General features: G+C 58.5%; 27 protein-coding genes and 1 pseudogene. 14 read left to right on the top strand and 14 right to left on the bottom strand.

Annotated features, from left to right (window positions below; genetic code table 11):
• Window position 1: 1 nt before the first annotated feature.
• The 4 genes from rplT to pyk all read right to left on the bottom strand — a co-directional run bounded on the left by rplT (window position 2) and on the right by pyk (window position 2440).
• The gene (rplT, locus tag AC13C8_RS18615) at window positions 2-364 is read right to left on the bottom strand and encodes a 50S ribosomal protein L20 (RefSeq protein WP_091431780.1); all 363 of its coding nucleotides are present in this window, start codon (window positions 362-364) and stop codon (window positions 2-4) included.
• Window positions 365-378: 14 nt separating this feature from the next.
• Window positions 379-579 (bottom strand): 50S ribosomal protein L35, encoded by a 201-nt coding sequence (gene rpmI / locus AC13C8_RS18610; RefSeq protein WP_008560811.1) that lies wholly within the window; start codon window positions 577-579, stop codon window positions 379-381.
• A gap of 134 nt (window positions 580-713) precedes the next feature.
• Window positions 714-950 carry a hypothetical protein gene (locus AC13C8_RS18605; RefSeq protein ID WP_091431782.1) on the bottom strand — a complete coding sequence of 79 codons (237 nt, stop codon included), beginning with the start codon at window positions 948-950 and terminating at the stop codon, window positions 714-716.
• Between the two features lie 41 nt (window positions 951-991).
• The gene (gene pyk / locus AC13C8_RS18600; RefSeq protein ID WP_091431784.1) at window positions 992-2440 is read right to left on the bottom strand and encodes a pyruvate kinase; all 1449 of its coding nucleotides are present in this window, start codon (window positions 2438-2440) and stop codon (window positions 992-994) included.
• 115 nt (window positions 2441-2555) lie between these two features.
• Here pyk and AC13C8_RS18595 point away from each other — a divergent pair, with 115 nt between their 5' ends.
• The 5 genes from AC13C8_RS18595 (at window position 2556) to AC13C8_RS18575 (ending at window position 5630) form a co-directional block, all read left to right on the top strand.
• A complete protein-coding gene (locus tag AC13C8_RS18595) occupies window positions 2556-3311 on the top strand; it encodes an N-formylglutamate amidohydrolase (RefSeq protein ID WP_407639069.1) in 756 nt (251 codons plus the stop codon).
• Between the two features lie 90 nt (window positions 3312-3401).
• Window positions 3402-3719, top strand: a complete 318-nt coding sequence (locus tag AC13C8_RS18590; RefSeq protein ID WP_091431786.1) for a DUF1244 domain-containing protein — start codon at window positions 3402-3404, stop codon at window positions 3717-3719.
• On the top strand, window positions 3719-4357 hold the full coding sequence (locus AC13C8_RS18585) for a DUF5671 domain-containing protein (protein ID WP_482848671.1): 639 nt from the start codon (window positions 3719-3721) through the stop codon (window positions 4355-4357). Before AC13C8_RS18590 ends, AC13C8_RS18585 begins: the two co-directional genes overlap by 1 nt.
• A complete protein-coding gene (locus AC13C8_RS18580; RefSeq protein WP_091431790.1) occupies window positions 4347-4742 on the top strand; it encodes a hypothetical protein in 396 nt (131 codons plus the stop codon). The genes AC13C8_RS18585 and AC13C8_RS18580 overlap by 11 nt, the downstream gene beginning before the upstream one ends.
• A gap of 102 nt (window positions 4743-4844) precedes the next feature.
• Complete coding sequence (locus tag AC13C8_RS18575) at window positions 4845-5630, top strand: DODA-type extradiol aromatic ring-opening family dioxygenase (protein ID WP_482848670.1); 786 nt, start codon at window positions 4845-4847, stop codon at window positions 5628-5630.
• A gap of 161 nt (window positions 5631-5791) precedes the next feature.
• Here the strand turns inward: AC13C8_RS18575 and AC13C8_RS18570 are convergent, their stop codons facing one another.
• Window positions 5792-5965 (bottom strand): nuclear transport factor 2 family protein, encoded by a 174-nt coding sequence (locus AC13C8_RS18570; protein ID WP_482848788.1) that lies wholly within the window; start codon window positions 5963-5965, stop codon window positions 5792-5794.
• A 304-nt stretch (window positions 5966-6269) separates the two neighbouring features.
• Complete coding sequence (locus tag AC13C8_RS18565) at window positions 6270-7124, bottom strand: D-amino-acid transaminase (RefSeq protein WP_091431793.1); 855 nt, start codon at window positions 7122-7124, stop codon at window positions 6270-6272.
• A gap of 106 nt (window positions 7125-7230) precedes the next feature.
• Between AC13C8_RS18565 and AC13C8_RS18560 the strand changes: the two genes are divergently transcribed.
• Complete coding sequence (locus AC13C8_RS18560; RefSeq protein WP_091432710.1) at window positions 7231-7680, top strand: DMT family transporter; 450 nt, start codon at window positions 7231-7233, stop codon at window positions 7678-7680.
• Between the two features lie 4 nt (window positions 7681-7684).
• On the opposite strand, the gene dgcA is transcribed toward AC13C8_RS18560, so the two are convergent.
• Complete coding sequence (gene dgcA, locus AC13C8_RS18555) at window positions 7685-8650, bottom strand: N-acetyl-D-Glu racemase DgcA (RefSeq protein ID WP_482848669.1); 966 nt, start codon at window positions 8648-8650, stop codon at window positions 7685-7687.
• A gap of 30 nt (window positions 8651-8680) precedes the next feature.
• Window positions 8681-9682, bottom strand: coding sequence for an N-acetyltransferase DgcN (dgcN, locus tag AC13C8_RS18550; protein WP_482848668.1), 1002 nt, complete (start codon window positions 9680-9682; stop codon window positions 8681-8683).
• A 282-nt stretch (window positions 9683-9964) separates the two neighbouring features.
• On the opposite strand from dgcN, the gene AC13C8_RS18545 reads away from it, so the two are divergent.
• Entirely contained in the window at window positions 9965-10924 is a 960-nt protein-coding gene (locus tag AC13C8_RS18545) for an L-malyl-CoA/beta-methylmalyl-CoA lyase (protein WP_482848667.1), read from the top strand.
• A gap of 66 nt (window positions 10925-10990) precedes the next feature.
• Here the strand turns inward: AC13C8_RS18545 and AC13C8_RS18540 are convergent.
• Window positions 10991-11800: pseudogene (locus AC13C8_RS18540) on the bottom strand (AraC family transcriptional regulator); the annotation flags it as partial.
• A 150-nt stretch (window positions 11801-11950) separates the two neighbouring features.
• Between AC13C8_RS18540 and AC13C8_RS18535 the strand changes: the two are divergent.
• Window positions 11951-12916: an acetyl-CoA carboxylase carboxyltransferase subunit alpha gene (locus AC13C8_RS18535; protein WP_091432715.1), complete on the top strand. Its 966-nt coding sequence runs from the start codon at window positions 11951-11953 to the stop codon at window positions 12914-12916.
• Window positions 12917-13018: 102 nt separating this feature from the next.
• The gene (locus AC13C8_RS18530) at window positions 13019-13357 is read left to right on the top strand and encodes a carboxymuconolactone decarboxylase family protein (RefSeq protein WP_482848666.1); all 339 of its coding nucleotides are present in this window, start codon (window positions 13019-13021) and stop codon (window positions 13355-13357) included.
• A gap of 15 nt (window positions 13358-13372) precedes the next feature.
• Here AC13C8_RS18530 and AC13C8_RS18525 read toward each other — a convergent pair whose 3' ends face one another.
• From AC13C8_RS18525 to AC13C8_RS18510, 4 genes are read right to left on the bottom strand one after another with little or no spacing between them, the layout of a single operon-like run.
• Window positions 13373-13978: a pyridoxamine 5'-phosphate oxidase family protein gene (locus AC13C8_RS18525; protein WP_091431801.1), complete on the bottom strand. Its 606-nt coding sequence runs from the start codon at window positions 13976-13978 to the stop codon at window positions 13373-13375.
• The gene (locus AC13C8_RS18520; RefSeq protein ID WP_091431803.1) at window positions 13966-14712 is read right to left on the bottom strand and encodes a lysophospholipid acyltransferase family protein; all 747 of its coding nucleotides are present in this window, start codon (window positions 14710-14712) and stop codon (window positions 13966-13968) included. Before AC13C8_RS18520 ends, AC13C8_RS18525 begins: the two co-directional genes overlap by 13 nt.
• Window positions 14712-15617 (bottom strand): cell division protein FtsX, encoded by a 906-nt coding sequence (locus AC13C8_RS18515; protein ID WP_482848665.1) that lies wholly within the window; start codon window positions 15615-15617, stop codon window positions 14712-14714. The genes AC13C8_RS18520 and AC13C8_RS18515 overlap by 1 nt, the downstream gene beginning before the upstream one ends.
• Complete coding sequence (locus tag AC13C8_RS18510; protein ID WP_091431806.1) at window positions 15614-16288, bottom strand: cell division ATP-binding protein FtsE; 675 nt, start codon at window positions 16286-16288, stop codon at window positions 15614-15616. Before AC13C8_RS18510 ends, AC13C8_RS18515 begins: the two co-directional genes overlap by 4 nt.
• A 158-nt stretch (window positions 16289-16446) precedes the next feature.
• On the opposite strand from AC13C8_RS18510, the gene AC13C8_RS18505 reads away from it, so the two are divergent.
• Complete coding sequence (locus AC13C8_RS18505) at window positions 16447-17271, top strand: zinc-ribbon domain-containing protein (protein ID WP_482848664.1); 825 nt, start codon at window positions 16447-16449, stop codon at window positions 17269-17271.
• A gap of 37 nt (window positions 17272-17308) precedes the next feature.
• Here the strand turns inward: AC13C8_RS18505 and AC13C8_RS18500 are convergent, their stop codons facing one another.
• Window positions 17309-18169 carry a MurR/RpiR family transcriptional regulator gene (locus AC13C8_RS18500; RefSeq protein ID WP_482848663.1) on the bottom strand — a complete coding sequence of 287 codons (861 nt, stop codon included), beginning with the start codon at window positions 18167-18169 and terminating at the stop codon, window positions 17309-17311.
• A gap of 117 nt (window positions 18170-18286) precedes the next feature.
• Here AC13C8_RS18500 and AC13C8_RS18495 point away from each other — a divergent pair, with 117 nt between their 5' ends.
• The 4 genes from AC13C8_RS18495 to AC13C8_RS18480 are packed head-to-tail and all read left to right on the top strand — an operon-like array spanning window position 18287 to window position 21981.
• Complete coding sequence (locus AC13C8_RS18495; protein WP_482848662.1) at window positions 18287-19063, top strand: N-formylglutamate amidohydrolase; 777 nt, start codon at window positions 18287-18289, stop codon at window positions 19061-19063.
• Window positions 19060-19578, top strand: coding sequence for a TRAP transporter small permease subunit (locus AC13C8_RS18490; protein ID WP_091431811.1), 519 nt, complete (start codon window positions 19060-19062; stop codon window positions 19576-19578). Before AC13C8_RS18495 ends, AC13C8_RS18490 begins: the two co-directional genes overlap by 4 nt.
• Window positions 19568-20893, top strand: a complete 1326-nt coding sequence (locus tag AC13C8_RS18485) for a TRAP transporter large permease (RefSeq protein WP_482848661.1) — start codon at window positions 19568-19570, stop codon at window positions 20891-20893. The genes AC13C8_RS18490 and AC13C8_RS18485 overlap by 11 nt, the downstream gene beginning before the upstream one ends.
• A 53-nt stretch (window positions 20894-20946) precedes the next feature.
• Complete coding sequence (locus AC13C8_RS18480) at window positions 20947-21981, top strand: TRAP transporter substrate-binding protein (protein ID WP_091431815.1); 1035 nt, start codon at window positions 20947-20949, stop codon at window positions 21979-21981.
• Window positions 21982-22019 lie beyond the last annotated feature (38 nt).

The raw sequence follows: 22019 nt of genomic DNA, 5'->3' as shown, positions 1-22019 counted from the left end.
GTTACGCGAGCGCGGCCTTCGCCTTTTCGACGATGGCACCAAAAGCGTCGGGCTCGTGCACGGCCAGATCGGCCAGAACCTTGCGGTCCACTTCAACGCCAGCCAGATTCAGGCCGTTGATGAAGCGCGAGTATGTCAGAGCCTCGTCATGTGTGCGCACAGCCGCGTTGATCCGCTGGATCCACAGGGCGCGGAAGTTGCGCTTGCGGTTCTTGCGATCGCGGGTTGCGTATTGGTTCGCCTTGTCGACGGCCTGACGCGCCACCTTGAAGGTATTTTTACGGCGGCCGTAATAGCCTTTCGCGGCCTTGACGACTTTCTTGTGACGGGCGTGGGTTGTGGTTCCACCTTTAACGCGGGACATATCCGTATCTCCTCTTAGCGGTCGTAGGGCATGAAGCCCTTGACGATCTTGGCGTCGGGGGCGGACAGGGTTGTGGTGCCACGTGCATCACGAATGAATTTCTTGTGACGTTTGATCATGCCATGGCGTTTGCCGGCCTGACCTGCCAGGACTTTGCCTGTCGCTGTCACCTTGAAGCGCTTCTTGGCGCTCGATTTGGTCTTCATTTTGGGCATTTCCGTCTCCTTCATGGGTTCGGTTTCCGCACGACTCGGCATGCCACTTGAGCCGGTCGCGCATGAAGTGCGGCGTATAGGCGGAAAAGTTCAGGCTGGCAAGTGGTTTTTACCCTGTTCAGCGGGCAAATCCGTCAGGCGGCCAGCATCACCTTCAATCGACCGAAAACGGTGCGGAATGCGGTAAAAATGTCCTCGATCTGATAGCCGCCGGGGCGGTTCATCATCGCAAGCGCGATAAGTGCACCCCCGATCATGAACATGATCGCTGGCACCCGTGGCGCCCGGCCTTCCCGGATTGCGGACAAGAATGACGGGATCGATAATGCAAGCACTATGATCCCGACAACCAGAAACGTGTCTTCCCTCATAACTCTCTCCTCCACACCCACCCTGGTGCGTCGAAGACAGATTACTCCTGATCTGTGGCAAAAATTTGCCGTTCGTCGCAAGGGGCGACGCGAAGGATATTCGTTGTGCCCGGCACATTGAAGGGCACACCGGCGGTGACGACGATTTGGTCAGCTTCCGTGGCGAAACCGGCACTACGTGCTGCCCGCGCCGCAGACACGACGGCGGCCTTGAATCGCAGCACCTCGTCTGGCGTAACAAAACAATTGGTGCCCCAGGACAGGCACAACCGCCGTGCGGTGCCCCGCAAGGGAGTCAATGCGATGATCGGCACACGCGGCCGTTCCCGCGAGGTCAGCAAAGCGGTCGTTCCTGACTGCGTAAAGCAACAAATCGCCTTGATATCCGTTGTCTCGGCAATCTCACGCGCGGCGGCGACGATCCCGTCGGCAACCCCGCTGCGCGTGGCAACCCGTGAGGCTTCGACCATATCAAGATAGGTCTGATCATGTTCGACCTCGATCGCGACGGCGTTCATCGTCGACACGGCTTCGATCGGATACTGCCCGGCAGCGCTTTCCGCCGATAACATGACCGCATCGGCACCGTCATAAATGGCGTTTGCCACATCGGACACCTCGGCACGGGTCGGCATCGGGCTTTCGATCATGCTTTCCAGCATCTGAGTGGCGACGATCACCGGCTTACCTGCACGGCGGCACAATTGGATCAAGCGCTTCTGGATCGGGGGAACGGCATGAACGGGCAGTTCGACGCCCAGATCGCCACGTGCAACCATGATCCCATCGGATGCTTCTAGAATGGCATCGAACGCATCAACAGCAGCCGGTTTTTCGATCTTCGACAGGATTGCCGCGCGACCCTGTGCCAGTTCGCGGGCCTCTTCAACGTCGGCTGCTCGCTGCACAAAGCTTAGCGCCAACCAATCCACGCCCAACTGGCAGGCGAACTCCAGATCGGCGCGGTCCTTGTCTGACAGAGCAGCCAGCGGCAACACCACATCCGGCACGTTCACGCCTTTTCGGTCAGAGATGGTGCCCCCGACCTCAACCACGCAATTCGCAAAATCTTCACCGCACTCCCTGACCTTCAGGCGCAGCTTGCCGTCGTTTACAAGCAGTGTCGATCCGGGTTTCAGCGCCGCAAAGATTTCGGGATGTGGCAGGCAGACGCGGTGGCTTTCGCCCGGCGTTTCGTCCAGATCAAAGCGGAAATCCTGACCTTCCTCGATGTCGGCAGCCCCGGCTGAAAAGACACCGCAACGCAATTTCGGCCCCTGCAAATCCGCAAGGATCGCAATCGGGCGTTCCATGTCCTTTTCAATACGTCGCACAAGCGCATGGCGGGCGCGTTGTTCGTCATGGGTGCCGTGCGACATATTCATGCGAAACACGTCCGCACCAGCTTCGAACAGCGCCCGAATCGTGTCGTAGTCGCTGGATGCCGGGCCAAGTGTGGCGACGATTTTTACGTTCCGGTGGCGTCTCACGGGGCACTTCTCCTTATTATTGGTCTTTTTAGCGGGTTGATTGCTCTATGCCCCAAAATGTTAGCGCTGACAACTGGCGCTCGCCAAATGCCTCGCATAAACGGGTCTGGCAAACATGAATGACACAGATATGACATACCATCCCTACGCGATTCTGGGCGAGGATCGACCCTCGCGCTGGTTGGTCACTTGCGACCATGCCGCCAATACTGTGCCGCCTTGCGTCGGCTCGGGCGATCTGGGTGTTGCGGCCGAAGACATGGCCCGCCACATCGCTTACGATGTCGGTGCCGCAGGCGTCACACGCCACCTGTCCGAGCTTCTGGACGCCCCCGCCATCCTGTCAAATTTTTCGCGCCTGGTGATTGACCCCAACCGGGGCGAGGACGATCCGACGCTGGTGATGAAGCTCTATGACGGCACCATCATTCCCGCCAACCGCCACGTTGACCGCGAAGAACGTGACCGCAGGTTGAACGCATTTCACCGCCCCTATCATCGGGCCATCGCGCGGCTTGCCGCACGGCAGAGTAACTCCGTGATCCTCGCCATGCATTCCTATACCCCACAGCTGAAGGGGCGCGAGAAACGTCCGTGGCATATCGCCATCCTTCATGATCGCGACAGCCGTCTGGCCAGCCCCTTGATTGCGCGGCTCAGGGAAGAACCCGACCTCTGCGTGGGTGAGAACGAACCCTATGGCGGGCATCTGGACGGTGATAGCATCGACCGCCACGCGGTTCTGACCGGGCGGGTCAATGTGTTGATCGAAATCCGAAACGACCTGATCGAAACCGAGGACCAGCAGCGCTGTTGGGCAGAACGTCTGGCCCCGATCCTGACCGAGACACTGGCAAAGACCGGTCTTTGACAACCAAGACCCCAAGATCAGCGCGTCGCTTGACCTTGCAGGTTTCGCTCCCACCTGATGAAGTGACGCTATCGACCGAAAGGATCTGCCATGGATGACCAAACCCGTATTGAAATTGAAGCCGCCGCCTTTCGTCGGTTGCAAAAACACCTGATGGAAGACCGACAAGACGTTCAGAACATCGACATGATGAATCTGGCCGGGTTTTGCCGCAACTGCCTGTCCCGTTGGTATCAGGAAGCCGCGAACGCGCGTGGCATTGAAATGTCCAAGGAAGACGGGCGCGAAGCGTTCTACGGGATGCCTTATGGAAACTGGAAGGCCAAGTTCCAGACAGACGCAACCCCGGAAAAGCAGGCGGCGTTTGACGTGGCGTTCAAAGAAAACGTGTTGGGCGATAAGGGCTGATGCGTCCGTCCGACCAGCTTGCCGAGTTTACCCGCGATGCGCTGGCGGCGGGCAAAAGCCGAGACGACATTCGGACTGCGCTGACCCGATCCGGCTGGGCACCGAACGAGGTTTCCGAAGCCTTGGATGCGTGGGCGGATATAGACTTTCCAACACCTGTGCCGCGTCCGCGCCCCTATGTTTCAGCGCGAGAGGCGTTTTTCTATGGTCTGATGTTTGCAGCCCTTGCGATGACCGCCTGGCATCTGGTCGCGCTGTTGCACAACCTGATTGACCACTGGATGGCGGACCCCCTCGCTGAAAATGCTGGTCGTTACACGCTGAATTCGACCCGGTGGTCCATCGCGGCTCTGATCGTGTTCACACCGACGTTTCTGGTGCTGAACCGACAGACGGTTCAGGCGACCAAAGCGGACCCCGGCAAGCGCCGGTCGGGCGTGCGCAAATGGTTCGGCTATGTCACGCTGTTTCTTGCCTCCGTCTCGCTTCTCGGCGATCTGATGGCGGTGATCTATGCGCTGCTTAGTGGCGACCTGACAGCCCGCTTTACCCTCAAAGCCTTGGTGGTTGCCGGGGTCGCGGGAACGATCTTTACCTATGTCCGGCAGGAAGCGGACGAGGCGCGCAATGCAACGTGACACAATCGTCCCCTTGGCAATCGGCGTGGTTGTGGTTGCCGCTGTCATTGCCGGGCTGACCGTCACCGGCGGCCCTACCACCGCCCGTGCCGAAAAACGGGATATGGCGCGACTGGCCGATTTGCGCAGTTTGGCTAGCTTCGTCAACTGTGTCTCAGGCGTCAGCGGCGGTTTGCCATTGAACCTTACACCTGTGGAAGATTGCGGAACAGACCTTCCTCTGGCCGATCGCACATCGCAAGTGCCGTATCGGTATGCGAGACTGTCAGATACGGGTTACTTGCTTTGCGCGGACTTTGAACGCCCGGAGTTGATCACGGATTACGAAGTCGCAGGCGCGACCTGGCGGCCGAGCCAAGGGTGTTTTGCCTTCACCCAATCCTGATATCTGTGCATTTTCGCGGGGCGGCTGTTCGGATTTTGCCATTTTCCAAAACGCTCGCACTCCTTAACTTATGTGCATCGGAAAGGAACACATATGTCCAGGATGCCCACCTACTTTATCTCACACGGCGGCGGCCCGTGGCCGTGGATCCCCAACATGCGCCGTATGTTTGCCAAACTGGAAACATCGCTGGCCGCGATGCCGGATCATCTTCCCGAGGTTCCGAAAGCCGTCCTGATGGTCTCGGGGCATTGGGAGGAAGCCGCGTTCGCGGTCATGTCATCTGCCAACCCACCGATGGTCTATGACTATTCCGGATTCCCACCAGAAACCTACGAGATTCAGTATCCCGCCCCCGGAGCACCGGAGCTTGCACGTCGCACACTTGATCTGATCAAGGCCGCGGACTTACCCGCCACGTTGAGCCCGGCTCAAGGGTTTGACCATGGGGTGTTTGCCCCCATGGCGGTCATGTATCCCGATGCAGACATGCCGACCTATCAGGTCTCGCTTCAACACGGTTATGATCCAGCAGCACATTTTGCATTGGGACGCGCACTTGCCCCACTACGGGACGAAGGCGTTCTGATTGTCGGGTCGGGCCTGAGTTATCACAACCTGCGACTGATGGGGCCAGAGGCACGGGTGCCATCGACCGAGTTCGACACGTGGTTAAACAAGGTGCTGACGCTTCCAGAAAAGGACCGCACGCGGGCTCTTTTGAATTGGGAACAGGCCCCATCGGCCCGTATCGCGCACAAGGAAGAGGATCATCTGGTCCCGCTGTTTGTGGCCTTGGGCGCGGCGGAGGGTGAACAGGCAACCGTCACCTATCACGAAGAAGGTATCTTTGGCGGCGTCACCGCCACCAGCTTTCGCTTTGGATAAGAAAGCGTCCGAATGACAGACAAGCCCCTTGCCGAATGAAATGTATCTTCGGAGGCGTCAACCTTCGGCTTGCCTTGCGTCGTCTTCGGCGTCGAACCAACCGAGGGACGCAATCACTTTGTGGTCATCGTTAACCTCCCACTCCTCCCAACCACGGATATTCAAGGGGTTGCCGGAGGTCGCCGCGTGCCAGTAGAGGTCCAGAGGAAGATGACGTGATTGCCCGACCATCGAACGTCATCGCAGGTTAATGTAAGATCGGGGACATCGGCGTAGAAGCCTGTTGCCATCTCGCGCACGCGCGATCGCCCTGACCAAGGCTCTCCGCGATTGATGCTGATTTCGCCCTCTGGCGCATAGAAAGATGCCGCAGCCTCCGCAGATTTCGAATTTCAGGCAGCCGTGTCGTCGGCGGCAATACTCTCTATTGTTTTCGGATCAATCATGTGTCGGCCCTCCCAAGCTCGGCAGCTTGTATGCTGCCACGAATATTTGCCGCATGTGGACGCTGATCACGTGGCAAGGACTGTTCAGGGTGGGTAGCGGGTCATGCGCCGGTTCAGGCCGCAACCGAGGCTGGGAGCAATCGACAACGCATCTGGTAAGGGGCTTGCATTGCATATGCGGGGCGTGAATCCCTCAAACCGCGGTTTTCAGACTTTCATCCAGATAGATTTCACGCAAGCGCAATGCCACCCGCCCCGGTTCGCCGCCACCCAGTTTTTTGTCGTCAATCTGCACCACGGGCATCACGAAAGCGGACGCCGAGGTAAAGAACGCCTCGTCAGCGTTCTGGGCTTCTTCGATGGTGAAGTTGCGTTCTTCAACCTCCATCTGCGCCTCTTCGGCATAGCGCAGCACGGCGGCGCGGGTGATCCCGTGCAGGATGTCATTGGACAGCGCGCGGGTGATGATCTTGCCGTCCTTCACGATATACACGTTGTTCGACGTGCCTTCGGTGACATAGCCGTCTTCGACCATCCAGGCGTCATCAGCCCCCGCCGCCTTGGCCATCATCTTGCCCATCGACGGATAAAGCAATTGCACCGTCTTGATGTCGCGGCGCCCCCAGCGAATATCGTCGATCGAGATGACTTTCATCGGCCTCACGGTTTCCGCAAGACCCGGCTTCGACTGCGTGAACAGAACCACAGTCGGCTTCACCTCGTCGGGATCAGGAAAAGCGAAATCCCGATCCGATGCCGCGCCACGCGAGATTTGCAGATAGATCAACCCCTCGTCGATCCCGTTCAGGCGCACCAGTTCGCGATGAACCTCCAACAGATCTTCGGTCGAGATCGGGTTGTCCATGTCCAGCTCGCTCAGGGACCGTTTCAACCGTTCCGCATGGCCGTCAAAGGCAATCATCTTGCCACCCAGAACGCTTGTCACTTCGTAAACAGCGTCCGCGAACAGGAATCCCCGGTCAAAGATCGAGATCCTGGCCTCTGTTTCGGGCAAATACTCTCCGTTCACGTAAACGGTGCGGGTCATGTCGTCTCTCCTTGGTGTGACGCGAGCCGGGCGCATTGACCCGTGCGGCAATTCCTGTTCTGGCTGTTGATACTCGGGTCCGTGAAAGATGCAAAAGGGAAATCGAATGCCAACCGCAACACAATCCGCTGCCATCATGCTGACCGCCGGGATTGGCATCCCGGTTCTGGCCGCATTGAACGCCGCATTGGGTCAGCGCATGGGGTCGCCGATAGCGGCCGGGATGATCCTGTTTCTGGTGGCGCTTCTGACCGCTGGGGTTGTGTTCCTGTTCTCCGGTGGCTCGCTCAGGGGCGCTGTCGGGTCGCCGCCGCATTTGTTCTTCGCAGGCTGTCTTGTCGCCTTCTACGTGTTGACGATCACATGGGTGGCCCCCAGTTTTGGCGTCGGCAATGCGGTGTTCTTCGTGCTGCTGGGCCAACTCATCTCCGCCGCCGCCATCGACCATTATGGACTGTTCGGGGCGCAGCCCAGCCCGCTTTCCTTCTGGCGTCTGTCCGGGATCGCGGTCATGGGGCTTGGCGTGTTCCTGACCCAGATAGCAGGGCGAAGCTAAGCCCTCACCCCCACAAAGCCGAAGTGGGCGGGTGGACGCCTTTTTCGTCGAACACAAGCGGCGTGTCCCGATCCTGGGACAGCAACAGAGGTCCATCCAGATCCGCGACCATCGCCCCTTGCGCGAGCAGTGTGGCCGGCGCCATCGCCAGCGACGATCCGACCATGCAGCCCACCATGACCTTGTAGCCTTCGGCCGCGGCCGCGTCACGCAGCGCCAGCGCCTCGGTCAGTCCGCCGGTCTTGTCCAGCTTGATATTCACCACGTCATATTTGCCCTTCAGCTTTGGCAGGCTGGTGCGATCATGGCAGCTTTCATCAGCACAAACCGGCACGGGGCGCTCCATGCCAATCAGCGCCTCATCCTTGCCTGCGGGCAAGGGCTGTTCGACAAGGCTGACACCAAGCCGCACCAAATGCGGGGCAAGGTCGGCATAGACATCGGCGGACCAGCCTTCATTGGCGTCGATGATGATCTTGGCATTGGGAGCACCAGCGCGCACGGCCTCAAGCCGGGGCATATCATCAGGCGTGCCCAGCTTGATTTTCAGAAGCGGGCGATGGGCGTGCTTTGCCGCCTGCGCCTGCATCTGGGCGGGGTCTGCCAGAGACAGGGTGTAAGCGGTGATCTCGGGGCCGGGGGCGGGCAAGCCCGCCAGTTCCCACACGCGCTTGCCTGAGCGCTTGGCTAACAGATCCCACAAGGCGCAATCGACCGCGTTGCGAGCCGCGCCAGCCGGCAACAGATCATAGAGCGCCTGCCGGGTCACGTCAGAAGGCAGCCCCATGATTTCATCCGTGACGCTGTCCAGCGTTTCGCCATAGCGCGCATAGGGCACACATTCGCCCCACCCTTGATGGTCGCCATCCTGGACGCGAACCGTCAGAACCTTGGCTTCAGTCCGCGACCCGCGCGAAATGGTGAACACCTCGGCCAGTTTGAAAATGTCCGCCGTGACTGAAATCTTCATTGCCGCCCCCTGGTGCCCTGAACGGGTAGCCTAGACCGTCGCCAGCGCATCGACCAGCTTTTCAGCCCCGAAGCGAAACGGATCAGTGGCAGGCAGGCCCATCCGGGTTTCCAACTCGGCCAGATAGGCGGCGGCGTCGGCCTCGCTCATGTGCTGTGTGTTGACCGAAATGCCAATGACCTGACAGGCGGGATTCACGACCTTTGCCAAAGTCAGAGCGACATCGCGCAGGTCTTCCAACGTTGGCAACCGATAATCCGGCAGGCCACGCATATGTTCCCGTGTCGGTTCGTGGCACAGGATCAGGGCGTCAGGCTGGCCACCGTGAATCAGAGCCATCGTCACCCCGGAATAAGAGGCATGGAACAGTGACCCCTGCCCCTCTATCAAATCCCAGTGGTCGGGGTCATTGTCAGGTGAAATATATTCCACCGATCCCGCCATGAAATCCGCCACCACGGCGTCCAAGGGGGCACCATCACCGGTGATCAGGATACCCGTTTGCCCAGTGGCCCGGAATGAACAGTTCATACCACGCGCACGCATTTCCTTGTCCATTGCCAGCGCCGTGTACATCTTGCCCACCGAACAATCCGTACCGACCGCCAGACACCGCTTGCCGGTGCGTTTCTTGCCATTGGCGATGGGATATCTTACCTCGGGCAGACGCACATCATGCAGGACACGCCCGGTGGCTTGTGCCACGGCGGCCAAATCAGGCTCGTCACGCAGCAGGTTGTGCAGGCCCGATGCAAGATCGAACCCTTCCTCAAGCGCCATTACCAGCACCTTTTTCCAGGCTTGTGAAATCACACCACCGCGGTTGGCCACACCGATCACAAGCGTCTTGGCTCCGGCTGCCCTGGCTTCGCGCAGGGTCATATCCGTCAGGCCCAGATCCGCCTTGCAGCCATCCATGCGGTATTGTCCGACGGCGTTCTCAGGCCGCCAGTCCTTGATGCCCTGCGCAACCTTGGCGGCCAGTTGATCGGGTGCATCGCCCAGAAACAACAGATATGGTGTCTTGATCATGATCGCGCCCTCGTCGAATCTTGTTAAGGGATAATCCACGAGGATCGCATCAAATTTCTTGCGGAATCGGCGGACATTCGAAAATATTTAGAATTTTCCTTCATAAACTACAAAATTGGCCGAAGGTTCTTCTGCTTATTTATAGAATACGCTTAATCCCTTGCGCTTCTGTGCCGCCGCAGCACAAAGATTCTGCATCTGCAAAATGATCTTGCGAACCGCACGGTAATTTAATAACGATTGCGTCCAAGAAATCGCAACTTCATTACCGAAAGGCGACACATGTCCTTCCGCATCCAACCCGCCGCTCCTGCCCGCCCGAACCGTTGCCAGTTGTTTGGCCCCGCCTCCAACACCAAGCTGTTCGCGAAGATGGCGACATCCGCAGCCGATGTGATCAATATCGACCTTGAGGACAGCGTTGCCCCTTCAGACAAGGACGCGGCCCGCGCCAACGCGATCGAGGCGATCAACACCGTCGATTGGGGCAACAAGTATCTTTCGGTTCGGATCAACGGATTGGACACGCCCTATTGGTATCGTGACGTGGTGGACCTGCTGGAACAGGCGGGCGACCGGCTGGATCAGATCATGATCCCCAAAGTCGGCTGCGCCGAGGATATCTATGCCGTCGACGCGCTGGCCACTGCCATCGAACGCGCCAAAGGCCGCAGCAAACCAATCAGCTTCGAAGTGATTATCGAAAGTGCCGCAGGCATCGCGCATGTCGAAGCCATCGCGGCCTCGTCGCCTCGTCTGCAAGCCATGTCCCTGGGTGCGGCAGATTTCGCGGCGTCGATGGGGATGCAAACCACCGGGATCGGCGGCACGCAGGAAAACTACTACATGCTGCGTGGGGGCGAAAGGCATTGGTCGGACCCGTGGCACTGGGCACAAGCCGCCATTGTTGCCGCCTGCCGCACGCACGGCGTCCTTCCGGTCGATGGGCCGTTCGGAGATTTTTCGGATGATGAGGGCTACATCGCGCAAGCCAAACGCTCGGCCACGTTGGGCATGGTGGGAAAATGGGCGATCCACCCCAAGCAGATTGCGCTGGCAAACGAAGTATTCACTCCGTCAGACGAAGCCGTGTCTGAAGCGCGCGAGATCCTCGCCGCCATGGAGCAGGCCAAGGCCAACGGCGAAGGCGCCACGGTCTATAAGGGCCGTCTTGTCGATATCGCGTCGATCAAGCAGGCCGAGGTTATCGTGGCCCAGGCTGAACTGATCGCAGGCAGCTAAGGCACGCCGGCAAGTGTGGCGGGGACATCCCCACCACACTCCGCCATGTTGTGCCAGAGGCATGCAGAGATCGGTCAGTAACTCATCGGGCGGGGTGTCGCGCGGATCGTTCAGGTTGATCTCGTAACACGGGGCGTCTGCCGGGGTTTCCCCAGATGTCGGCAGCCAGCCCCCATAGAGCGCATCATACCCCGATTTCAGGGTGGCATATGGCCCCTTGTAGGTCATCACCGCCGTTCGCCCCCCCCTGATCTCGACGGTTTCGAACCCGTCCGGTATGTCACCACCACGCCATTCCGCCCCCGCAAAACTGCGCAGGTCTTTTTCATCAACAGCGTCCGGGTCATCAAAATAGACACCGATCATCGGCCCGCAATCTTCCCACAAGTTCCGCGCTCCGATCATGGCCGCTGCGGCTTCGAATTTCTCGCCGATGTTCATGTATGCGCCTTTATGGGACAAACCGATCAAGCGACGGGTAGGGTTATCGCGAATTTCCACGGGATGCATCGTCAAATCTCCTATTCGTTGTAAAAGTGCCGGGGCGTCCAGCCGGCCGATTTTGCGAAAGGCAATCGGGGACACACCATACGAGGCGCGAAACGCTTGGGTAAAACTGCGCGGATTGGGATAGCCGCACGCCTGCGCAATATTCTCTACAGCGGTCTGTTCTCGAACCAACCGTCCCGCAGCGCGATGCAGACGCATACGCCGAACGACTTGCGCGCACGTCTCGCCAGTCATCGCATGGAACACGCGACGCCAGTGAAACCGCGACATCGCCGCGACATCTGCCAACCGATCCAGTGACAAATCCCCATCCGGGTTGTCGTGGATATAGGTCAGCACCCGCAACAGCCGATCTTCGTATCGCATAGCCGCTCCCTCTTACTCTTTCCCGTCATTTCTACGCTGCCGTCGCTGCATAAATCTTGCCAATTTGCATAGCGGATAAAACGAGCAACAGTTGTATTGCCGCGCGGCAAGCGGCATATAGGCATGAACATTATGCAATGGGGCAGGGCCATGACCAACTATCTTGAGTTTGAAAAACCGCTGGCTGAAATCGAAGGCAAGGCAGAAGAGCTTCGCGCCCTTGCCCGTTCAAACGAAGAGATGGATGTGGAGGGCGAGGCCGCTGGGTTGGATGCCAAAGCGAGCACGCTGCTTAAAGATCTCTATAAAGACCTCTCGCCCTGGCGGAAATGTCTGGTCGCGCGCCACCCCGACCGTCCGCATTGCAAAGACTATATCGAAGCGCTGTTCACAGAATACACCCCGCTGGCCGGAGACAGAAACTTCGCCGATGACCACGCCGTTATGGGCGGACTGGCTCGTCTTGGCGACATCCCGGTTGTGGTGATGGGGCAAGAGAAGGGCAACGACACGAAGTCGCGGATTGAACGCAATTTTGGCATGGCACGGCCCGAAGGCTATCGCAAGGCCATTCGCCTGATGGATCTGGCCGACCGCTTTGGCCTGCCCATCGTGATGCTGGTGGACACCCCCGGTGCCTATCCCGGCAAAGGCGCGGAAGAACGCGGCCAGTCCGAGGCGATCGCGCGGTCAACCGAACGCAGCCTGAATGTGAAATCACCGGTGATCTCTGTCATCATCGGCGAAGGTGGCTCTGGCGGTGCGGTTGCGCTGGCGACCGCCAACACGGTGATGATGCTGGAACACTCGATCTATTCGGTGATCAGCCCGGAAGGCTGCGCCTCGATCTTGTGGAAAGATTCCGAGAAGATGCGCGAAGCCGCCGAGGCCCTGCGCCTGACCGCGCAGGATCTGAAACAGCTCGGCGTGATCGACCAGATCATCCCCGAACCCCTGGGTGGCGCGCAACGCGGGCGCGCCGAGGCTATCGCCGCCGTTGGAAAAGCTGTCGAAGCCGAGCTGAAAGCACTGAAGAAGCGCCAGAAAGGCGATGCGCTGATGAAGGAACGTCGCGAAAAGTTCCTGAAAATGGGGTCGAAGGGGCTGGCGGCCTGACACGACGCCCCCGCCGATACCTGCATCACGTCTTCGTGGCGCGGGTTGGCTTGCCCCGTTTTGCCAAGCTAAGTCACGATTTCCCCAGAAGGAGGACATTGCGTGGACTGGAAAGCATTTCTGGCCGAAACCGAAGGCAACATAAACCATCTTGCCAAAGACATGCCTTTAACAATGAAGGGCTTTGCGCAGATGGGCGGAGCCGCCAAGACGAACGGCGCGTTGAGCGAAAAGACCAAGGAGTTCATCGCGCTTGGCATCGCCATCTCGACCCGCTGCGACAGCTGTATCGGCTTCCACGTGCGGTCATTGGTGCGTCTGGGTGCCACACTGGACGAGTTGAACGAGGCACTTGCGATGGCGTCTTACATGGGTGGCGGCCCGTCGATTGCCTTTAGCGCCAAGGCACGCGAGGCGTTTGAACAGTTCAGCGCGGGCTAGGCGCGCCGCATACCATCACCACATCGTCGACTTGGCGCGGTCCGGCCATTCCTTGTCATAAGCTTCCCCGCCAAATTCCCCCGCGCTCATGTCCTTCAATATGTCACCAATGCTGGGAAGATCGCCGCTATCATCGCCAGCGGCCCAAAGGCGCGACCGCATGATGGCTTTTGCGCATTGCACATAGACCTCGTGTATTCGGATCACGGCAACTGTCTGGGGTAGCTTGCCCCCCTTTTCAAACCGCGCACGCAAAGCGCCATCAGTTGTCAGGCGGGCTTCGCCATTCACGCGCACCACGTTCGTTGAACCCGACACCATGAACATAACTGATACACGCGGGTCACGAACGATGTTGCGCAGACTATCAATGCGATTGTTCCCACGCCAATCCGGAAGGGCCAGCGTCTGCGCGTCGAGGATCATGACCACAGGCCCGTCATCGCCCCGCGGGGTGCCATCGGTGCCTTCGGGTCCAACCGTAGACAGCACGCAGAAGCGAGACGCCTCGATCCATTTTCGATAGGTCGGCATTAGGTGATCTGCAACCTTGACCTGCGACCCTATGCTGGGGGCTCCATACAGCGCCTCAAGTTCCTCGATCGAGTTCAGGAAATCCATAATGCGTCCACCTCCAACTTCGCCTCTTTCATCAAGGCGTTCGACCCGGATTCGACGGTTGCTTCCAGCCGTTTCATGAAGTCATTCAGCTCCAATCCCGGCTCGATACGCGGGTGGAACTCAACCACGGCAAGGCCCGGGTAACGCATGATACCGTGGCGCTTCCAGAACATCCCCACATTGGTCGAGGCGGGCACACAGGGCTGTCCGGTTTCGCGATACAGAACGCCGGTGCCGATCTTGTAAGGCTTGGTCTCGCCCGCCCCGACACGTGTGCCCTGCGGGAAAATGATCAGTTGCCCCGGCAAAGCCGTCCCTGACTTCACGTCCGCCAGCATCTGCTTGATTGCCGCGCCGCGCTTGCCGCGATCAACAGCCACACACCCAATTCGATAGGCATAATATCCAACAATCGGTGCCCATTTGAGCTGTCTTTTCATGATGAATTTCGGACGGGGCACGGCCGATGTGATCATGATGATGTCCAGAAAGCTCTGGTGTTTCGAAGCAATGACCACCTCGTCCATTGGCACCTCGCCCCGGATTTCCGTGCGCAGCCCAACCATCCAGCCCGCCGTCCAGCGCACCCAGCGGCAATAGGTGTGGATCGCAGAAAAGGCAAAGTCACGGTTCCAGATCGCCAGCGGCGTGAAGAACACGGCCAGCACCGCCATCATCAGATACATCTGAACAATGAATACAAGCGACCGAAGCCATTGAACTGCGTGGCGCATTATCGTTTCTCCTGCAAGACGGTCTGGGCGGTTCGTCGCGTCGCTCCAAAGGCGACCAGCGCCGCAAGGGGCGGGATCAGCAAGGGCCACAGCCATTGCCAGCCTTCAAACCCAAGCCCCGTCAGAAAGTTCCCCTGATCGCCCGTCGACGGCATCAAGAAGATCGCCAACGCGCCCAGCACGGTCCCAACGGAGGACCCGCCCAGCGCCCGCAACGTATAGCGGCGCACAAAGGCGTGTGCGATGTATCTGTCCCGAGCTCCGACAAGTCGCAGCACGCGGATCACCTGTTCATTTGCCGCCAGCGCCGCCGAGGCTGCCAAGGTGATCACCACACCTGACAAGGCCGCGATCAGAACAATAGCCACGAAGCCCAGCGCCCGAAGCCGCTTGGCCGCCCGCACAAGCGGCTCGCGCCAGCGCGTGTGATCGTCCAGGATCGCGCCGGGGGCTTCCCCCGCAAGCCGCGCGCGCAACCCGTCGGCGTCGAACCCCTCTCCATCCTCGACAACTTCGATCAGTTTCGGGATGGGCAGTTGATCCAGGGGCAGATCAGGCCCGAACCACGGCTCCAAAAGCGCGCGCTGCTCGTCATCGCCAAGCGGGCGGGCGTTCTTGATCCCCGGTGTGGTCGCCAGAATTTCCATCACGGCCAATACCTGTGCGTCCATCTGATCAACCGGTGCGGTGATGCGGATGGTCAAGCTTTTGGCAAGCGCCTCGCCCCATCGATCGGCCACCCGGCCCGTTGCCAGAGACAGCGCCAGGGCAAACACCGCTAAAAACGCCATCGACGCCGCCGCAAACACCGTCAATCGGGCGGTGTAACCGGTTGGCGGCACGACCCGATCCGCCTGCGCGTCACCGGCAAGAAAATGCATCAGACTGCTCATTCGCGCGTTCATAGGTCCGCTCCTGCCTGGTGGAGCTGCTTGTTCGAAATGCGTAACACCCGTGCCTGAATTTGTGCCTTGGCAGATCGGATCAGGTTCATGTCATGGGTGGCAATCAGCACTGTCTTGCCCATCTTGTTCAATTCGACCAGCAGTCTGAGCAACCGAAGCGACATGTCCCAATCAATGTTCCCGGTGGGTTCATCCGCCAATATGACATCCGGCGACATCACCACTGCTCGGGCCAGGGCGGCCCTCTGTCGTTCACCACCTGACAATTCTGGCGGCTTGGCGTCGCGCTGCGCCGTCAGCCCCACCCAAGCCAGCAGGTCATCAAGTTCGGATGGGTTCTCAAGGCTGCGCCCAGAAACCGTCAGGGGAAGGGACACGTTTTCCGCAATACCCAGATGATCCAGAAACTGACAATCCTGATGCACAACGCCGATCCGCCTGCGCGCCTTCGCGACGTCATCCCGGGACATCCGTTGCGCATCCTGATCAAACAGCGAAACCCTGCCCTGCGTCGCGATCAGCTCTGCATAACACAGCTTGATCAACGTCGTTTTCCCGGCACCCGAAGGGCCTGTCAAAAAGTGAAACGAACCCGGCGCAAGTTTCATGGAAATGTCGGATAAAAGAGTGTGGTCCCCATATCCGTAAGACACTTGTTCCAGCTCGATCACATGATGCCCTCACCTTTGTTTGGCGACAGTTTTGCCTCAGCTATGCATTTGTTTCAATGGACAGCTTGCAAAGGTTTGATTTTCGCAGCGAAACTGGCATATTGAGGCGGAAATGGCAGGGAAAACCCGGGCCGAATGCCGGGGATCGAGGAAAGCATATGCGTCTGGTTTGCCCAAGTTGCGGCGCGCAGTACGAAGTAGACGACCGTGTAATGCCCGAAAACGGGCGTGACGTTCAGTGTTCCAATTGCGGACATGGGTGGTTTCAATTGCCGCCCAGCGCGGAAGCGGGTATCACCCAATCCCCTTTCGACAACATCGACGATCTCGATGACGAGGCAGTGACGGACGCCGGAGATACGGCGGAAGACACCCCCGACCATCCGGCTGACGATGGCTCTGCGGTCAGTGACAGTTCCGAGGAAGCCTTGCCTGCGCGGCAGTTGGACGACGGTGTCCGCAGTATCCTGCAAGAAGAGGCCGAGCGTGAACGCAAAGCCCGCGAAAGCGAACGGGAGGGTCTGGAAACCCAACCGGACCTTGGCCTGGATGATGCCCCGGCGGCGACTGCCGACAACATCAAAAACACCATGGCGGATGAGCAGGCGGCGGCACGGAACGAAACCGCGCCCACATCCGACGACATCAAGGCGCGTAATGTTCTTCCTGATATAGAAGAAATAAACTCGACGCTCGACGCGCCAGCGGATGAGTCGGGCGAAGTTGTTGTCGACCCCGCCGACAGTGCCGAAGTTGCAGCAGGTGGGTTCCGTCGCGGGTTCATTCTTGTTGTGGTTCTGGCGTGTTTGCTGGCCATTCTTTACATCTTCGCACCCACAATCGGCGAACGCTTCCCTGCTGTCCAACCCGCGCTAGAGCAGTTTGTCGCCTTTGCAGATAAAGTGCGCATTGGACTGGAAGAGATCATGCGATCAGCGATCGGCAAGATGCAGGGATTGATCGACAAACCTGACGCCAGCTGATTCACCACCGCGCCACGACCCAAGCGCCGGCAACAGGTCAGTTGCTGCGAAATATTCGCGATTCACCTATCATGTCTTCCAAGGCCGCGATGCGGTCGGTGCTGTCGCTGCGGCTTTGGATTTCTGCCACCAGCGCTTCAATCAGAAAGTTGATGGCAAGGGTCGAATCCCAGCTTGACGGCACTTCGACCATGCTGCGGAAACAGAAGGTCGCGTAACGTTCAATAGGCGACCCCCATTGGTCGGTGAAAAGCACGATGTTTGCACCATGATCAACCACCAGCTTGGCCAGACGCTCCAGTTCCTTTTCATACCGTCGGATGTCGAACACGATGAGCGTCGAATTCTCGTCCATGTCCAACAGCGATTGCGGCCAGACACTGGGCGAGAAATCCAGCTGCGTCACGCCCGGGCGAATGATTTGAAGATGGTTGAAAAAGTAATGAGCATTGGACCGGGTGATCCGGCCACCGAGCAGATACAGACGTCGGTTCAGGTCCGACAAAAGCGCCGCAGCCTTGTCGAATTCGTCCAGATCCAGCCGTTCCAGACTGCGGTTGATATTGCGCGACACCGCTTCGGCAAAACGACTGATGATATGATCCTTGCCTGCCGACAACTCAGCCGTTTCCAGCTTCGCCAATGGTTCTTTCATTTGGGCGGCGATCTCTTCGCGGATGGCGTCTTGCAGGTCCGGGAAGCCCTGATAGCCCAGTTTGCGGGCCAGCCGGATAATCGTCGGGGTTGAGACCTCGGCGCTTTCGGCCAGCTTGGTAATGGACTGCAAACCCGCAACCAGAGAATCGTCAAGAAGCGTGGCGGTCAGCCGCCGCTCAGCCGCCGTCAGTTCATCCTGCTTCTTGCGGATCTGGTCTTTGACGAGAGGCTTCTTTCCCATTTGTCACCATTCCAATCAACAGTACCAGCACTGTAACAATAGCTACAGAATATATCTTGACACAAGCAGACTCGTTGTAGTGATAATTACACAACGCGAAACAGGGGGGCAAGAAATATGCTCAGGACAGCTTGGCCAGCGGCTGCGCTGATCGGTTCGACAGGGCTGGCACCCATAGTGCTGGTCTGCGAGCACGCATCCCGATTCATCCCACCAGAACTTGACGCGCTTGGACTGTCTGAAGATGCGCAAGGCTCACACGTGGCGTGGGATATCGGCGCTTTGGATGTCGCCAAGTGTCTGAGCACCGGGCTTGATGCCCCCCTTGTCGTGGGTGAGATCTCTCGGTTGGTTTACGACTGCAACCGACCCATGGAAGCCCCAGATTGCACCCCGTCCCGCAGCGAGGTATTCGACATTCCCGGCAATGTTGACCTGAACGATATTGACAAACAGTCTCGTTTCGACACGGTCCATGCGCCATTTCACGCGACGGTAGATTACGCGATTGATAGACAGATTGCGCGCGTGGACACGCCGGTGCTGTTGGTGACGGTGCACAGTTTTACACCCGTTTTTCACGGTCAGCGCCGAACGCTGGACATCGGATACCTGCACGACAACAACAGCAGAGCCGCCACGATGGCCGTCAACATCGAACGCGACCGGGGCACATACCGCGCGGCAATAAACGAACCCTATGCCGCCCGTGACGGCGTGACCTACACACTGGCCAAGCACGGCGAGGCGCGTGGGCTGGACAATGTCATGATCGAAATTCGCAACGACCTGATCGACACGCCCGCAACCGCCGAGGCGATGGCCGATCATCTCGTCACCACTCTGTCGCAAGTCGCTGCGCACATCTCCACACCGGAAACCGTCAAAACATGATAGCGCTTCGCAAATTCATCAGCATCGTTGACAAGATCAACTATCGCATCGGACGAGTGACCATGTATGGCATCTTCGTCATGATGGCGATCCTGTTGTGGTCGTCGATCTCGAAAACCTTCTTCAACCCGTCGCTCTGGACGTTGGAAATGGCGCAGTTCGCGATGGTCGCCTATTACATTCTGGGTGGCCCATACTCGATCCAGATGGGGTCGAACGTGCGGATGGACCTTCTGTATGGCGGGTGGAGCACACGTCGCAAGGCCGCCATCGATACGATCACCGTCCTGTTCCTGATCTTTTATCTGGGGGTGCTCTTGTGGGGCGGTATCGACAGCACGCTTTATTCGTTCAAATACGGTGGCGAGCGCAGCCCGACCGCATGGCGCCCCTATCTATGGCCGATCAAAGTGATCATGTGCACCGGTATCGCGCTGATGTTGCTACAGGCCCTTTCCGAACTGTTCAAAGACATTCTGCGCCTGCGCGGCGAGGAGATCGACAATGTCGTATGAGTTGATTGCGATCTTCATGTTCGCAACCATGATGGCGATGCTGTTGACCGGACAGCGCGTGTTCGGCGCCATCGGTTTCGTGGCGGTGATTGCAGCATTGGTGCTTTGGGGCGACCGGGGTGGTTACGACCTTGCCTTTTCCTCGGCTATGAAGCTGATGAAATGGTATCCGCTTCTGACCCTGCCGATGTTCATTTTCATGGGCTACGTGCTGTCGGAATCCAAGATCGCGGATGATCTCTACAAGATGTTTCACGTCTGGATGGGTGGGCTTAAAGGTGGGCTGGCCATCGGCACGATTGGTCTGATGGTCCTGATTTCAGCCATGAACGGGTTGAGTGTTGCGGGCATGGCCATCGGGGCGACGATTGCGCTGCCGGAACTGCTGAAACGGAACTATGACAAGAAGATGGTGACGGGCGTCATTCAGGCCGGATCGTCCTTGGGTATCCTCGTTCCCCCGTCGGTGGTTCTGGTCCTCTATGCGATGATTGCGCGGCAACCTGTCGGACAGTTGTGGCTTGCAGGTGTATTGCCCGGTCTGATGATGGCCGCGATGTTCATCATCTATATCGCCGTGCGCTGCCACCTGAACCCCGAGTTGGGCCCTGCCCTTCCAGAAGAGGAACGCGACATCCCCATGTCCGAAAAGCTGGCGCTTCTGCGCGCGGGGATGCTACCCTTGGTGATCTTTGCTGCGATGATGGTGCCCTTCGTCAACGGCTGGACATCGCTGGTTGAAAGCTCGGCCATTGGCGCCCTGACCGCATTTCTTGCGGCGGTCCTGAAAGGGCGCATGACCAAGGAAGTGTTCGAGACATCCGTTCGTATGACCCTTGGCATCAGTTGCATGTTCATGTGGATTATTCTTGCCGCTCTGGCCTTTGGCGCCGTGTTCGATGGGTTGGGTGCCGTGAAGGCGATTGAAACGCTGTTCACGGAACGTCTGGGGCTGAATCCATGGGTCATTCTGATCCTGATGCAGCTTAGCTTCATCCTGATGGGAACATTTCTGGATGACACGGCGATGCTGGTGATCGTCGCGCCCCTTTATGTGCCGCTGGTTTCGGCGCTTGGTTTCGATCTGATCTGGTATGGTGTGCTTTATACAATCACGACTCAGATTGCATATATGACGCCGCCTTTTGGCTATAACTTGTTTTTGATGCGCGCGATGGCCCCCCCGGAAATCACATTGCGCGACATTTACGGTTCGATCCTGCCATTCGTGTTGGTGATGGTGCTGGCCCTTACACTGGTCATCCTGTTCCCGGAAATCGCGCTGTGGCTGCCGGGGTGGGTGTACGGAAACTAGACGAAAGAGCCTGACAGAACAGGCCGTAACTTTTGCAACAAGGAGAAAGACAAATGACAACTAGACGTAAGTTTATCGCCGGTGCCGGTGTGGGCGCCTTGGCCGCACCGCTTGCAACGCCTGTTCTTGCGCAATCCACCATCACATGGCGGATGCAAACCTATGCCGGCCCCGCGCTGGCGGAACACGTTGTCAAACCGGCCATCGACATGTTCAACCAGATCGCCGGTGATCGGATGCAGATCGAGCTGTTCTTTGCGGATCAGCTTGTGCCGACTGGCGAGCTGTTCCAGGCCATGCAGCGCGGCACGATCGACGCGGTGCAGTCGGATGACGATTCAATGGCTTCACCGACCGAAGTGACCGTGTTTGGCGGATATTTCCCGTTTGCGTCCCGCTATTCGCTGGATGTGCCGGTTCTGTTCAACCAATACGGACTGAACGAAATCTGGGACGAGGAATATTCCAAAGTCGGCGTGAAGCATATCAGCGCAGGCGCGTGGGATCCGTGCCATTTTGCCACCAAGGATCCAATCAATTCGCTTGAAGATCTGAAGGGCAAACGGATCTTCACCTTCCCGACCGCTGGTCGGTTCCTGACGCAGTTCGGGGTCGTTCCCGTCACGCTGCCGTGGGAAGATATCGAGGTCGCGGTCCAGACCGGTGAACTGGACGGTATCGCATGGTCCGGCATCACCGAGGACTACACCGTCGGCTGGGCCGATGTGACCAACTATTTCCTGACCAACAACATCTCGGGCGCATGGGCCGGGTCGTTCTTCGCCAATATGGACCGTTGGAACGAACTGCCGGACGATCTGAAAACACTGTTCCGGGTTTGCTGTGATCAATCGCACTATTATCGTCAGTGGTGGTATTGGGGCGGTGAGGCCAGCCTGCGGGTAAATGGCCCCAAGATGGAACTGACAACCATCCCGGATGCCGAATGGGCGCAGGTCGAAGAAGCCGCCGTGAAGTTCTGGGACGAAATCGCCGCGGAAAGCGAAACCAAAGCGAAGGTTGTGGACATCATCAAGACCTATAACGCAACGATGCAGAAGGCTGGACGTCCGTATCGCTACGGATAAGCATTGCATCACGCATATTGCCGGGCGGTCCGCCGCCC

It is taken from the genome of Aliiroseovarius sp. B-4 (assembly GCF_056857795.1).
The sequence above is the reverse complement of the archived record's forward strand: the minus strand, read 5'-3'. Positions and strand labels throughout refer to the sequence as shown.

What these genes read in the sequence shown, in the direction of transcription:
- rplT (WP_091431780.1), bottom strand. Translation starts at nt 364, where the DNA reads ATGTCCCGCGTTAAAGGTGGAACCACAACCCACGCCCGTCACAAGAAA.
- rpmI (WP_008560811.1), bottom strand. Translation starts at nt 579, where the DNA reads ATGCCCAAAATGAAGACCAAATCGAGCGCCAAGAAGCGCTTCAAGGTG.
- AC13C8_RS18605 (WP_091431782.1), bottom strand. Translation starts at nt 950, where the DNA reads ATGAGGGAAGACACGTTTCTGGTTGTCGGGATCATAGTGCTTGCATTA.
- AC13C8_RS18595 (WP_407639069.1), top strand. Translation starts at nt 2,556, where the DNA reads ATGAATGACACAGATATGACATACCATCCCTACGCGATTCTGGGCGAG.
- AC13C8_RS18590 (WP_091431786.1), top strand. Translation starts at nt 3,402, where the DNA reads ATGGATGACCAAACCCGTATTGAAATTGAAGCCGCCGCCTTTCGTCGG.
- AC13C8_RS18585 (WP_482848671.1), top strand. Translation starts at nt 3,719, where the DNA reads ATGCGTCCGTCCGACCAGCTTGCCGAGTTTACCCGCGATGCGCTGGCG.
- AC13C8_RS18580 (WP_091431790.1), top strand. Translation starts at nt 4,347, where the DNA reads ATGCAACGTGACACAATCGTCCCCTTGGCAATCGGCGTGGTTGTGGTT.
- AC13C8_RS18575 (WP_482848670.1), top strand. Translation starts at nt 4,845, where the DNA reads ATGCCCACCTACTTTATCTCACACGGCGGCGGCCCGTGGCCGTGGATC.
- AC13C8_RS18565 (WP_091431793.1), bottom strand. Translation starts at nt 7,124, where the DNA reads ATGACCCGCACCGTTTACGTGAACGGAGAGTATTTGCCCGAAACAGAG.
- AC13C8_RS18560 (WP_091432710.1), top strand. Translation starts at nt 7,231, where the DNA reads ATGCCAACCGCAACACAATCCGCTGCCATCATGCTGACCGCCGGGATT.
- dgcA (WP_482848669.1), bottom strand. Translation starts at nt 8,650, where the DNA reads ATGAAGATTTCAGTCACGGCGGACATTTTCAAACTGGCCGAGGTGTTC.
- dgcN (WP_482848668.1), bottom strand. Translation starts at nt 9,682, where the DNA reads ATGATCAAGACACCATATCTGTTGTTTCTGGGCGATGCACCCGATCAA.
- AC13C8_RS18545 (WP_482848667.1), top strand. Translation starts at nt 9,965, where the DNA reads ATGTCCTTCCGCATCCAACCCGCCGCTCCTGCCCGCCCGAACCGTTGC.
- AC13C8_RS18535 (WP_091432715.1), top strand. Translation starts at nt 11,951, where the DNA reads ATGACCAACTATCTTGAGTTTGAAAAACCGCTGGCTGAAATCGAAGGC.
- AC13C8_RS18525 (WP_091431801.1), bottom strand. Translation starts at nt 13,978, where the DNA reads ATGGATTTCCTGAACTCGATCGAGGAACTTGAGGCGCTGTATGGAGCC.
- AC13C8_RS18520 (WP_091431803.1), bottom strand. Translation starts at nt 14,712, where the DNA reads ATGCGCCACGCAGTTCAATGGCTTCGGTCGCTTGTATTCATTGTTCAG.
- AC13C8_RS18515 (WP_482848665.1), bottom strand. Translation starts at nt 15,617, where the DNA reads ATGAACGCGCGAATGAGCAGTCTGATGCATTTTCTTGCCGGTGACGCG.
- AC13C8_RS18505 (WP_482848664.1), top strand. Translation starts at nt 16,447, where the DNA reads ATGCGTCTGGTTTGCCCAAGTTGCGGCGCGCAGTACGAAGTAGACGAC.
- AC13C8_RS18500 (WP_482848663.1), bottom strand. Translation starts at nt 18,169, where the DNA reads ATGGGAAAGAAGCCTCTCGTCAAAGACCAGATCCGCAAGAAGCAGGAT.
- AC13C8_RS18495 (WP_482848662.1), top strand. Translation starts at nt 18,287, where the DNA reads ATGCTCAGGACAGCTTGGCCAGCGGCTGCGCTGATCGGTTCGACAGGG.
- AC13C8_RS18490 (WP_091431811.1), top strand. Translation starts at nt 19,060, where the DNA reads ATGATAGCGCTTCGCAAATTCATCAGCATCGTTGACAAGATCAACTAT.
- AC13C8_RS18485 (WP_482848661.1), top strand. Translation starts at nt 19,568, where the DNA reads ATGTCGTATGAGTTGATTGCGATCTTCATGTTCGCAACCATGATGGCG.
- AC13C8_RS18480 (WP_091431815.1), top strand. Translation starts at nt 20,947, where the DNA reads ATGACAACTAGACGTAAGTTTATCGCCGGTGCCGGTGTGGGCGCCTTG.